We start from the raw sequence: 12,468 nt of genomic DNA on the forward strand, positions 1-12,468 counted from the left end.
TCACGAACGGTGTTGCAGCGCAGCGTCGGGTCCTTTAGCGAGAGGCACGATGACAGACCTTCCGAACCTGCAGGCTGATAGCCGCGACGCCACGATCCTCGCCGCCCCCGACATCGAACTGGACGTGCGTGAGACGTTCGGCATCGATATCGACATGAAGGTGCCCGCCTTCTCTAAAGCGGATGAGCGCGTGCCCGATCGTGACGGCAGCTACGTGTTCGATCCCGATACCACGCTGGCGATCCTGGCGGGCTTCGCGTTCAATCGCCGCGTGATGGTGCAGGGCTATCACGGCACCGGCAAGTCGACGCATATCGAGCAGGTGGCTGCGCGCCTCAACTGGCCCTGTATCCGCATCAACCTGGACGCGCACATCAGCCGGATCGACCTGATCGGCCGGGACGCGATCGTGCTGCGCGATGGTCTGCAGGTCACAGAGTTCCGTGAAGGCCTTCTCCCCTGGGCGTTGCAGCACCCGGTCGCCCTGGTGTTCGACGAGTATGACGCGGGCCGCCCCGACGTGATGTTCGTGATCCAGCGCGTGTTGGAGACGGAGGGCAAGCTCACCTTGCTCGACCAGAACCGCGTGATCCGTCCGAACCCGAACTTCCGCTTGTTCGCCACCGCGAACACTGTGGGCCTTGGCGATACCTCGGGTCTCTATCATGGCACGCAGGCGATCAACCAAGGCCAGATGGACCGCTGGAATATCGTCGTCGGGCTCAATTACCTGCCGGAAAAGACCGAGACCGAAATCGTGAGCAACAAGGTCACCGGCGTCGATGCCAAGACCATTGCCGACATGGTGAAGGTGGCGGAGCTTTCGCGCCAGGGCTTCATCAACGGAGATATCTCCACGGTGATGAGCCCGCGCACGGTGATCACCTGGGCGCAGAACACCGCGATCTTCAAGGATGCCGGCTTCGCCTTCCGCTTGTCGTTCCTGAACAAGTGCGACGAGACGGAGCGGATGCTGGTGGCGGAATACTACCAGCGCGTGTTCGGCACGGAGCTTCCCGAAAGCGTCGTCGCCAAGGCGTAAGTTCGGCGCGGGCAGGGAGGTGGAGGCCTCCCGGCCAGTTGCGTCAGGCGATCTGCAATCGGCGCAGGGATTTGCGATGCTCCGGCGGGATGCCTTCCGCCGGTAGCGGCTTGTCAAACAGGAAGCCCTGCGCCTGGCTGCAGCCCATCGCATCCAGCTTGGCCAATTGCGCTTCCGACTCGATCCCTTCGGCGGTGGTCTTCATGTCGAACTTGCGGGCGAGATTGAGCACCGTCTCCACGATTGCCCCGCTGTCCGTCTCCTCCACGATATCGCTGACGAAGGAGCGATCGACCTTCAGCTTGTCGAACGGGAAACGGCGCAAGTAATTCAGCGAAGAGTAGCCGGTACCGAAATCGTCCAGCGCGATGCGCACCCCCAGCGCGCGGAGGCGATGAAGCGTGCGCAAGTGCATCTCGCAATCCTCCATCAGCAAGGTTTCGGTGATCTCCAGCTCCAGCCGCTCGGGGGCGACTCCGGTAGCGGCAAGGGCGCTGACCACTTGCTTGAGCACTGCATCGCCCCGCATCTGCGCCGGTGAGACGTTGACGGCGATGGACAAGTCGTCGTGCCATGTCGCCGCCTCAGCCAGAGCTTCGCGCAGGGCCCACTCGCCGATCGCGCCGATCAAGCCCGCTTCTTCGGCCAGGGGGATGAAGTTCGACGGTTCGATGATGCCGCGTGTCGGATGATTCCAGCGGATCAGCGCTTCATAGCCGACCGTCCGGCGGGTGCCGATATCCAGCAAGGGCTGGTACCACATCACCAATTCGCCGCGTTCCAGGGCGACGCGCAGGCTCATCTCCAATTCGCGACGCTCCTGCAACTCGGTCAGCAGCTGCGGGTGGAACATCACGCTGATCGCCCGCCCGCGCGACTTGGCCTCATACAGCGCCAGATCCGCCGCGCGCAGCACGGTTTCACCGGTGCGGCCATGTTCCGGAGCCAGGGCGATGCCAACGCTGGCGCCACAAGGCAGGATCGCATCGTCGCGCACGACCGGGCGGGATAGTTCGGCGACGATGGCGTTACCCAGCACCTCCATGTCGGCAGAATCGGTCACGTTCCAGGCCAGCACCGCAAACTCGTCACCGCCGAGCCGCGCCGCGACCATCCGCACGCCCAGCAGCCCTTCCAGCCGCCGCGCCGCCTCGATCAGCACGGTGTCGCCTGCGGCATGGCCATACGTATCGTTCACCAGCTTGAACGAATCGAGATCGATGAACAGCACACCCGCCATCGCTTCGGGGGAGGAGCGCGCCAGCACTTCACCCAGACGCTCGGTGAATACCGCGCGGTTGACCAGGCCGGTCAGGTTGTCGCGCATCGCCATGATGCGGATTCGTTCTTCATTGACGCGTTGCTCGGTCACGTCGTGGACGAAGCAGCGAAAGCCTTCCTCCTGATCGTCAGCGTCGAACACCGGGCAGCCCGAGATCGACCACCAGTGCCGCTCACCGCGAATACGCAACGGCACCAGCATATGGCGAAACTGCTGCCGGCGGCTTACCGACCCTAGGAAGGCGCTGCGATCGAGCCCCGTCTCGAACAGCGCGCTGAGCGGTCTGCCGGAAAGTTCGTCTGCGGTGCGGCCCAGCAATTCGCACAAGCGCTGGGATGGGCGCACCAGCAGGCCTTCGCGATCGACCTCCACCAGAGCGTCGGCGCCATGCTCGTCATACTGGGTCAGCAACGACCGGATCGTGTCGTTGGCAACGCTGAGCTGGCGTGCCCCCAACTGGCGCGTGGCGAACAGGTTGTAGAGGTGGAATAACGCGTAATGCAGCGCAACGATGCTGAGCGCGGCCATGGCCAGCACAATGCCCGCGTGGGTGCCGGGCGTCGCCACGAGGCCGGACGAAAGCCCGATGATCACCAGCGAGGCTGCCGCTACCCCGGCTATCGGCAGTGCCAGGGTAAACAGCAGGTCGAACAACAGGGACGCTACGCATAACGCCACCGTCACACCGATATCGGTCCCGGCATAGCGTACCATCACCGACACGATCAGCGCCCATGCCACCCCTCTGGCAAGCAGGAAGGCCTGGATTTGCGAGAGCCGGCTCTGAGGATTGGCCAGGGGCGTCGCCAACGTGCGGCGAAGCACCAGTTCCCCGGCCATCAAAACGAGAAGGCTCACGCCCGTCAACACCAGCGCCGCCGTGGGCGCGGTGATCATCAGGGCCAGCGAAATCAGCCCCCGCAGGCCATCGGCCAGCAACCAGGGATAGCGCGCGAATTGCTGCACCCGGCTGCGGATAAACCAATCGCCATCGCGGGCCGGAACGTCATGCCGGATCAGGTCTTGCCGAAACACCGGCGAGCGACCGAGGCGGTTCAGGAAAGGCCGGATTAAAAGCATCAAAAGACCACTCACGATCCCGGCGGACCGGGCTGGTGGCGGGCGACGAGATTGTCGATCCGCAATTAACGAATCGATGATTAAGATGAGGAAATTGCTTCAGGCGAGTTCCGTATGTTCCACTCCGGAGGAATACGTGGCGCGCAGGAAGTAAAGGCCGTCCGGCGGAGCGTTGAGGCCCAGCCGCTGGCGGTCCCGCGCGGCGAGGGCATCGGCCACGCGGGCATCGTCCCACCGCCCCATCCCGACAAGCGCCAGGCAACCGACCATCGAGCGGACCTGATGATGCAGGAAACTGCGGGCGCTGGCCTCAATCACCACATATTCACCCTCTCGCCGTGCGGCCAGCCGGTCCAGGGTCTTGAGCGGGCTGCGCGCCTGGCAGTGGGTGGAGCGGAACGTGGTGAAATCATGCGTTCCCATCAATACTTGTGCGGCCCGGTCCATCGCGCCGGCATCCAGCGGCTTGGGCATCTGCCACGCCTGCCCTTTTGCCAGCGTCAGCGGGGCCCGGCGGTTGAGAATGCGGTACTCGTAAGCTCGGCCGGTACACGAAAACCGGGCATGCCAGTCCTCCGGCATGACCTCGCAAGCCAGCACCGCGATTGGCTTGGGACGTAGCCAGGCGTTGAGCGCCTCCATCAGCCGGAACGGAGCAATCGGTTTTGCCACGTCGATGTGGGCGACCATTCCCAAGGCGTGAACGCCCGCATCGGTGCGCCCGGCGGCATGCATCGTCACCGCCTCGCCCGTGATCGCCGTTGCGGCCTCTTCCACCGCCTGCTGGATCGAGGGGCCGTGCGCTTGCCGCTGCAAACCCATGAAAGGGCCGCCATCGAACTCCAGCGTGAGGGCGAAGCGCGTCATTCCGGGGATTTCAGCCTAGCACCGTACCAACCGGGATCGGCCGCCCCCGGAGCAAGTTGGCGACGGCCATAGCGGGACGTCCGGCGCGCTGGACGATCGTAGGCCGGATCGCGCCCGATCCACAGGCGATTGTCAGGTCTTCGCCCAGAACGAATCCGGCGGGACCCTCTCCCTCGACCTCGTCGGCGGCCAGAACCTTGAAGCGCTCCCCGTCCAATTCGAAGAATGCGCCGGGGGCGGGCGCAAAGGCGCGCACCTGCCGCTCGACCTGCTCCGCGGCCTTGGTGAAATCGAGCCGAGCCTCGGCCTTGTCGATCTTCTTGGCATACGTGACGCCGTCTTCCGGCTGCGTGACAGGACGGTGGAATGCCAGGTCGCGCAACGTGCCGACCATCAGCTGTGCGCCGCGCTCGGCCAGTTCCTGCGTCAGGTCACCCGCCGCCTTGCGATCGATCGTGGTGCGCAAGGTGGCGATCATCGGCCCGGTGTCGAGCCCGGCCTCCATCTGCATGATCGTGACGCCGGTCGTCGGATCACCGGCCAGGATCGCCCGCTGGATGGGCGCCGCCCCCCGCCAGCGCGGCAGGATGGAGGCGTGGATGTTGAGGCAACCCAGGCGCGGGGTGTCCAACACCGCCTGTGGCAGGATCAAGCCGTAGGCTGCGACGACCGCGATATCCGCTTCGAGCGCTGCGAGCGCGGCCTGCTCCTCCGCGCCTTTCAGCGAAACCGGGCACCGTACTTCGATGCCGCGCAGCTCCGCTTCACGCTGGACCGGAGAGGGCGTCAGTTCGCGCCCGCGTCGACCGCCCGGCCGTGGCGGCTGGGTGTAAACTGCGGCGATCTCGTGGCCGGCCTCCACCAGGGCGACCAGCGCCGGCACCGCGAACTCGGGCGTTCCCATGAAGATGATGCGCATACGTCCCGGTTTGTTCTTGCGGCGAGAGGGGCGCAACCCCTATCTGCCCGATCATGGCATCGCAAGAGATCGAGACGCTCGCGGCTGCGCTTTCGCGCTTGCCCGGGCTTGGGCCGCGTTCCGCCCGCCGCGCGGTGTTGTGGTTGATCAAACGGCGTGAGACGGCGCTGGTCCAATTGCTGGACGCGCTAAGCCAGGTTCAGGCCAGCCTGGTGGAGTGTCAGGTCTGCGGCAATATCGATACCAGCGACCCTTGCGGCGTCTGCACCGATCCCCGCCGCGATCAGCGCTCGCTTTGCGTGGTGGAGGAAGTGGCCGACCTCTGGGCGCTGGATCGCGCGCGGTTATTCACCGGCAAGTACCATGTCCTGGGCGGTCGGCTTTCGGCGCTCGATGGGGTGCGTCCAGAGGATCTGGCGATCGACCGCCTCCTGGCCCGGGTTGAAGCCGGCGGCATCGATGAAGTGGTGCTGGCCATGAACGCCACCTTGGAAGGGCAGACCACCGCGCACTATCTGGCTGAGCGGCTGGAGAAATTTCCCTTGCGGATAACGCAGTTGGCGCATGGTCTTCCGGTAGGGGGCGAACTCGACTACCTGGACGAGGGCACGTTGGCGCAGGCCATTCGCGCCCGCCGTCCGGTAAGCTGACATAGCGCGGGCTTGCCACTGACAGTCATCGTCAGGACCACATTGCGAAAAAGCGGTCGCTGCCTTATTTGCAGGGAATGGCTATTCGCGAGATCATCGAAATTCCCGACCCGCGCCTCAAGCAGGTCTCCGCCCCCGTCACGGTGTTTGACGAGGAATTGCGTACACTTGTCGCCGATATGTTCGAGACGATGTACGATGCGCCCGGTATCGGCCTCGCCGCCATTCAGGTTGGCGTACCGCAGCGCGTGCTGGTGATCGATCTGCAGCCGGATGATCCCGATGCCGAGCCGGAAGTCTGCACCGCCCACGGCGATCATCATCACACCCATCAGCCGACCAAGCGCGAGCCGCACGTCTTCATCAATCCCGAGATTCTCGAACCGTCCGAGGAACTTCAGGTCTATCAGGAGGGCTGTCTCTCCGTGCCTGAGATCTATGCCGATGTGGAGCGGCCCAAGCATATCCGCGCCCGTTGGCAGGACCTGGACGGCAACGTTCACGAGCAGGCGATGGACGGCCTGATGGCGATCTGCCTCCAGCATGAGATGGACCACCTTGAGGGCATCCTGTTTATCGATCATCTGAGCCGGCTGAAGCGCCAGATGGCCATCAAGAAACTGGAAAAGCTGCGGAAGGCCGCGTGATCGCGCGGTACTTGTGGATGAACATGCCGCGGGCTTGACGTTCTCCATTCGTTCCTGATAGGCAGGATGGATGGAAGCTGCCTTGCTCTCGATCATCGTTCTACTGATGGGCCTTGGTGCGGGCTGGTGGCTGGGATCGCGCCCGGTGCACGAGTGGCGCCGCCGCCATGCCGATCGCGACGCTGAGGCGCGCGATCTGGACGAGCGTTTCCGGCGCGCCATCACCGAATTGGCCGGCGCGACCGAACGGGCCAATCGTGCCGATGATCTAGCGCGCCAGCTGGACGAGGCACGCCGCGAACACTCGAGTGCGCTTGATCGCCTCCGCGCCGACCATGAGCAGGGTCTTGCCGCATCCCGCATCGAGTCGACCGAGGCGCTAGAGGGGCTTCGGCGCGAGCATGCGCTTTCGGTCGATCGAATACGTGGCGAATTGGGTGGTCGCGCCGAAACGCTGACGGTGGAATTGCGTCGTACAACCGCCGAACTGGCCGGGCTGAAGGAAAAGACCGCCAATTTCGACGAGCAGAAGCGGCTGTTGATGGGCGCGCAGGAACTGCTGCGCAGGGAATTTGAAAATGCCGGAGCCAAGGTTCTGGCCGACGCGCAGCAGGCCTTCCTCACCCGCGCAGGCGCGCGGTTCGAGGAGAGCGAGAAGGCCAGCGCGGAACGTCTGACGACATTGCTCGCGCCGGTGAATGACCGGCTGAAGTCCTACGAAGAGCAAGTGAGCGCGCTCGAATCCAAGCGCGTCGATGCGTTCGGCAAGCTGCACGGCCAGATCGAGGAACTTCGAACCGGCCAGGAGGCAGTTCGCGCGGAAGCGATGCGGCTGGGCAATTCCTTGCGAAACGCCCCCAAGGCACGCGGACGCTGGGGCGAGCAGCAATTGAAGAACGTCCTCGAACAGTGCGGCCTGACGGAACATACCGATTTCGTCACCGAGCATTCCGTCGGCACGGAAGAGGGGCGCCTGCGGCCCGATGCGATCGTCCGCATCCCAGGCAACAAGCAACTGGTCATCGACGCCAAGGTGTCTTTAAACGCCTACCAGGATGCGTTCCATGCCGACACGGAGGCGGAACGCGAGTTGCATCTGGCGGCGCATGCCAAATCGATGCAGACCCATATTCAGCAGCTGGGGGCGAAAAGCTACCACAGCCAGTTCGAGAATGCGCCGGACTATGTACTGATGTTCGTACCGGGCGAGCACTTCATTGCCGCGGCGCTCGACAAGGATCCCGGGCTTTGGGATTTCGCTTTCGAGCGACGGGTGCTGCTAGCCAGCCCGACCAACCTCGTCGCGATCGCCCGCACCATCGCGCAAGTCTGGCAGCAGGAAGGGCTGGCGCGCGAGGCGCGTGAAATCGGCAAGCTCGGCGCAGATTTGTACGAAAGCCTGGCCAAGACGCAGGACGACCTGATGAAGACCGGCGTTCATTTGGGCCGGGCGGTCAACAGCTTCAACGATTTCGCCCGCACTTACGAAGGCAATGTCCTCAGCCGCGCCCGGCGCTTGTCGGAAAAGCATATCAAGATCGGCAAGCGCGAGATTACCGAGGAGGTCGCGCTGGTCGAGGCCGCGCCCCGGCATGGCGATAATCCGCTCGCCAGGCTTGCGTCGGACAACGATGATACGCCGCAGGCCGCTGAGTGAGGTAGAGCCGGCGGAGTGAGTAGCGGAGGTTCGGCCACGGGACGAGGACGGTCATTGTGAGCGCCCTCGGCTAGTCTTCGGAAACAATCTGGCAATCGATCGCTTGCCCACCGTGATGGATGAACCTCTCGACTGCATCGTTATCGGAGCCGGCCCGGCAGGCCTTACCGCCGCGATCTATCTGGCGCGATTTCACTTGCGGCTGCAATTGATCGACGGCGGAGAGAGCCGGGCGGCGCTTATCCCTCGCACGCACAATCACGCCGGATATCCCGGCGGCATTCCCGGGCGAGAGCTGCTGCAAAGGATGTATGCCCAGGCGCAAGAGTTCGGCGTCGATGTGGCTTCCGCTCATGTCGAGAAACTGGAACGGCGTGACGATCTGTTTTTCGTACATAGCGACGGGCGGACGTGGACCAGCCGCAGTATCCTTCTGGCGACAGGGGTGGTGAACCACCGTCCGGATATCGCGCCCGAAAACCACGATGTGGCATTGGAGCGGGGCCTGCTGCGATATTGTCCGATCTGCGATGGCTATGAAGTGACGGATCGCAAAGTTGGCGTGATCGGCACGGATACCCACGGCTTCAACGAGGCGATGTTCCTGCGGATGTACACCCCCCGCGTGACCCTGATCGCTCCGAGCGGAGCGCATGCCTTGTCACAAGAGCAGCGCGATCAATTGACGGAGGTTGGCGTTGAGCTTGTCGCCGGGCCGTGCCGCCCCTTGCGTATCGATAGCGAAGAAATCATCGTTCCTACCCCCGCTGGCGATTGCCGGTTCGATAGCGTCTATCCGGCACTGGGCTCGGTCATCCGGTCGGAGTTGGCGCTGATGCTGGGCGCCGAGGCCAGCGGGGAGGGGTGTCTCGTGGTCGATGCGCATCAACGCACTTCGGTATCGGGCCTTTATGCCGCTGGCGATGTGACCAAGGGCCTCGATCAGATCAGCCACGCCATGGGCGAAGCCGGTGTTGCCGCAACGACGATCCGCAATGATCTGGCTCAGAAAAAGCTTTTGCTGCGGGCGACACGAGCTTGAGCATATCGTTGTCGGCCAAGCGTGCCATCCTGTATTTCGATGGCGGTTGCCGTCCCAATCCCGGCCCGCTTCAGACCGCAGTCGTGTGTGGCGAACAGGCCTGGATCCAGGCCGATCTGGGGGAGGGGGACAATACCGACGCAGAATGGCTCGCGTTGCTCCACGCGGCGCGATTGGCAGCGGCAAGCGGCGTGCGGGACGTGCTTTTCCTGGGAGATTCGGCCCTGGTCATCGCCCAGGCATCGGGTCGGCAACGCGCTCGCGCACCGCGCCTGCTGCGGTACGTCGCGCAATTCCACGACACGGCCGGAGAGTTCGATCGCGTTGTCTTGCGCCACGTGCGGCGATCCAAGAACCTCGCCGGAATCGCTCTTGCAAGAGGCACCTGGCCCTGAGGCGTAGCCAAGGCGGCGGATGCCCGGTGGTCCTTTGAGAATGCTGCCAGGCGATCGGCGCTGCAGCCTGTTTTGCCTTTCCTGGGGCGCAATACAAACGTTTCAAAGCGTGTCGCTCAGCTCTGACGGGGGATCAAACCGTTTGCCGGTCCATTTGTTATGTACGGTTCGGGCAGGGGCCGTGCGAGGAGGCGAATGATCAGATCGATTGACGCTTTGGGAGGTGTCCCGTCAGGGCGCTTTCAGCGTGTCGGTTGCCTGAGTTTGCGCGCATGTCACCGCTTGCCGGCCGCACGGCTTCATCGGCAGCCGGCCCCCCCCTCGTTCGATCCGCCCGACGGCGCGCGTCATAGGCGTGCCACGTCCGCGTTCGGAACGCCTGCCGCGTCCCGGTTTCTTCGGAGTTGCAAATGGCAAGACCCAGCAAGCGCCCGCCATCCTGGTTCGCGCCCGCGATCTGGACAGGCATGGCCGCGGCCGCCAGCATCATCGCAATCATCATCGGCGCAACTCTTGAATAAGCGCCCGGTCAGACCGAGCCGCGCAATGTTCATCAAGCAAGGACAGCCATGCCCCATCATACGCCGCTGATCGGCACCATCGTCGCCGGCCTGGTGGTCGCGTTCCTGATGGGGGCGCTGGCCCATCGCCTCAAGGTTTCGCCGCTGGTCGGGTACCTCGTCGCGGGGATCATCGTCGGCCCTTTCACGCCCGGCTATGTGGCGCACACCGGGATCGCCAATGAACTGGCGGAGATCGGTGTCATCCTGCTGATGTTCGGGGTGGGCCTGCACTTTTCCTTGCGCGATCTGCTCTCCGTGCGGCGGATCGCGATCCCCGGCGCAATCGGCCAGATCGTCGCGGCGACGCTGATGGGCATGGGGCTTTCCTATGTCATGGGATGGAATGGCCTGGCCGGCTTCGTTTTCGGCCTGGCGCTGTCCGTCGCCAGCACGGTGGTGCTGCTTCGCGCGTTGGAGGGGCACAACATCGTGCAGACCCACCGCGGCCGGATCGCCGTGGGGTGGCTGATCGTCGAGGATCTGGTGATGGTGCTGGCGCTGGTGCTGCTGCCCGTGCTCGCCAACGTATTCGGGCCGGAAAGCAAAGGGGCTGGATGGCAGGCGCTGCTGGTTCCGCTGGGCGTCACTTTCCTGAAAGTCGGCGCATTTCTGGCGCTTATGCTGCTGGTCGCCCGCCGCGTCATTCCGGCGGCGCTGCATTGGGTGGTCCACACCGGATCACGTGAGCTGTTTCGCCTGGCGGTGCTGGCGATCGCGCTGGGCGTGGCGTTCGGCGCGGCACTGGCGTTCGGTGTTTCCTTCGCGCTGGGTGCGTTCTTCGCCGGTATGATCCTGGGGGAGACGCCGTTGAGCCGCCAGGCGACGGCCGAGACGCTGCCCCTGCGCGACGCCTTTGCGGTATTGTTCTTTGTGTCTGTGGGCATGCTGTTCAATCCCTCCATCGTCATCGAGCAGCCGCTGCCGTTGCTGGCGGCGGTGCTGATCATTCTGGTCGGCAAATCCGTGGCGGCGTACGCGATCGTCCGCGTATTCGGACATGGCAATCAGACGGCGCTCACGGTGGCGGCCAGCCTGGCGCAGATCGGTGAGTTCTCTTTCATCCTGGCCTCGCTTGGCACCGGGCTGGGCATATTGCCCGATGAAGGGCGCGATCTGATCCTGGCGGGGGCGATCATCTCGATATTCCTCAATCCGCTGATCTTTTCGCTACTGGCCTCGCGGCGCGGAGAGGAGGGGGGCGGTGCTGCCGCGCCCGCAGGGCCGGTGACCAAGGACCACGTGGTCCTGATCGGCTACGGCCGCGTGGGATCGCGCATCGCCTCCGAACTCGCGCGTGGCGGGCAGGCGCTGATCGTGGTCGAGGATCAGGAGGACATGGCGAAGCGAGCCGAGGCCGATGGCCACAAAGTAGTGCGCGGAAACGCCTTGGAGGACAGCACGTTGCAGGCGGCAGGCATCACGCAGGCCGGGCGGCTGCTGATCGCCATACCCGAAGGGTTCGAGGGCGGCGTCATCGTCGAGCACGCGCGGGTCCTGAACCCCGGTCTGGATGTGATCGTGCGGGCCCATTCCGAAGCGGAAGTCAGCCATCTGGAGCAATTGGGCGTCAGGCACGTGGTTTTCGGCGAGCATGAGATTTCGGCTCGGATCCTGAAGCTGACCGCGAGCGATGCCGCCACGGTCTGATCGCGAGGCAACGATTTGATTTTGGCCGGAACGACTGTGCCGGCGGCGCATTGGTGAGGCGATGACCGACCTTGCCACCACGCCGCTGCCACCCAGCGCCTTTCTCGCCCCCGCGATCCTGCTTTCAGGATCGGTGGATTACCAAATGTATGCCGATTTCCGGCAGAAGCTGGAAACCATCCCGGACAACGGGTTGATCGTCGTCGAGCTCACCACGCTGGGCGGAGACCCGGAAGTAGCCCGCGTGATGGGCGAGGATATTCGCTTTCTGAGCGAGATGTCCCCGCAACGCCGCTTCGTGTTTCTGGGCAAGGCGGCGGTCTATTCGGCCGGCACCACATTCCTGAGCTTCTTCGCCACGGAAAACCGGTATCTGACGCGGGGTACGCGGCTGATGATCCATGAGCGCAAGATGAGCCAGACGGTGCAGGTGGATGGCCCACTGACGACCTGTACCGCCAGCTTGAAAGCAGTCCTCCACGAAATCGAGGAATCGATCATCATCCAGAACGAAGGCTTCGAAAACCTTATCCGTGGCTCCCAAGTGACCATGGACGAGGTTTTGGAGAAGGCCCCGGCCAATTGGTATGTCGAGGCGCACGAGGCTTTGCGGCTGGGCCTGATTGCCGGCGTGATTTGATCCGTCGCCGATCGTTTCGAGGTGCGGAAACCCAATC

Annotated in this window: 11 protein-coding genes; 8 read left to right on the forward strand and 3 right to left on the reverse strand. The window is 64.0% G+C overall.

Annotated features, from left to right (window positions below; genetic code table 11):
* Positions 1–49: 49 nt before the first annotated feature.
* A complete protein-coding gene (locus ACHWRX_RS08465) occupies positions 50–1,042 on the forward strand; it encodes an AAA family ATPase (protein ID WP_058737878.1) in 993 nt (330 codons plus the stop codon).
* A gap of 43 nt (positions 1,043–1,085) precedes the next feature.
* On the opposite strand, the gene ACHWRX_RS08470 is transcribed toward ACHWRX_RS08465, so the two are convergent.
* The 3 genes from ACHWRX_RS08470 to fmt form a co-directional block, all read right to left on the reverse strand.
* Positions 1,086–3,404, reverse strand: coding sequence for a putative bifunctional diguanylate cyclase/phosphodiesterase (locus tag ACHWRX_RS08470; RefSeq protein ID WP_394658859.1), 2,319 nt, complete (start codon positions 3,402–3,404; stop codon positions 1,086–1,088).
* A gap of 99 nt (positions 3,405–3,503) precedes the next feature.
* Positions 3,504–4,271 (reverse strand): tRNA pseudouridine(38-40) synthase TruA, encoded by a 768-nt coding sequence (truA, locus tag ACHWRX_RS08475; RefSeq protein WP_394658860.1) that lies wholly within the window; start codon positions 4,269–4,271, stop codon positions 3,504–3,506.
* 10 nt (positions 4,272–4,281) lie between these two features.
* Positions 4,282–5,190: a methionyl-tRNA formyltransferase gene (gene fmt / locus ACHWRX_RS08480; RefSeq protein ID WP_394658861.1), complete on the reverse strand. Its 909-nt coding sequence runs from the start codon at positions 5,188–5,190 to the stop codon at positions 4,282–4,284.
* A 53-nt stretch (positions 5,191–5,243) separates the two neighbouring features.
* Between fmt and recR the strand changes: the two genes are divergently transcribed.
* From recR to ACHWRX_RS08515, 7 genes are all read left to right on the forward strand, one after another.
* Entirely contained in the window at positions 5,244–5,840 is a 597-nt protein-coding gene (recR, locus tag ACHWRX_RS08485; RefSeq protein WP_394658862.1) for a recombination mediator RecR, read from the forward strand.
* Between the two features lie 77 nt (positions 5,841–5,917).
* Positions 5,918–6,487 carry a peptide deformylase gene (gene def, locus ACHWRX_RS08490; protein WP_058737883.1) on the forward strand — a complete coding sequence of 190 codons (570 nt, stop codon included), beginning with the start codon at positions 5,918–5,920 and terminating at the stop codon, positions 6,485–6,487.
* A gap of 70 nt (positions 6,488–6,557) precedes the next feature.
* Positions 6,558–8,144, forward strand: a complete 1,587-nt coding sequence (gene rmuC / locus ACHWRX_RS08495; protein ID WP_394658863.1) for a DNA recombination protein RmuC — start codon at positions 6,558–6,560, stop codon at positions 8,142–8,144.
* A 115-nt stretch (positions 8,145–8,259) separates the two neighbouring features.
* Complete coding sequence (locus ACHWRX_RS08500) at positions 8,260–9,186, forward strand: NAD(P)/FAD-dependent oxidoreductase (RefSeq protein WP_394658864.1); 927 nt, start codon at positions 8,260–8,262, stop codon at positions 9,184–9,186.
* Positions 9,183–9,581, forward strand: coding sequence for a reverse transcriptase-like protein (locus tag ACHWRX_RS08505; protein ID WP_394658865.1), 399 nt, complete (start codon positions 9,183–9,185; stop codon positions 9,579–9,581). Before ACHWRX_RS08500 ends, ACHWRX_RS08505 begins: the two co-directional genes overlap by 4 nt.
* A 569-nt stretch (positions 9,582–10,150) precedes the next feature.
* A complete protein-coding gene (gene ybaL, locus ACHWRX_RS08510) occupies positions 10,151–11,791 on the forward strand; it encodes a YbaL family putative K(+) efflux transporter (protein WP_394658866.1) in 1,641 nt (546 codons plus the stop codon).
* Between the two features lie 61 nt (positions 11,792–11,852).
* Entirely contained in the window at positions 11,853–12,431 is a 579-nt protein-coding gene (locus ACHWRX_RS08515) for a peptidase S14 (protein WP_394658867.1), read from the forward strand.
* Positions 12,432–12,468 lie beyond the last annotated feature (37 nt).

Source organism: uncultured Novosphingobium sp., assembly GCF_964277725.1.
Lineage (GTDB): Bacteria > Pseudomonadota > Alphaproteobacteria > Sphingomonadales > Sphingomonadaceae > Novosphingobium > Novosphingobium fluoreni.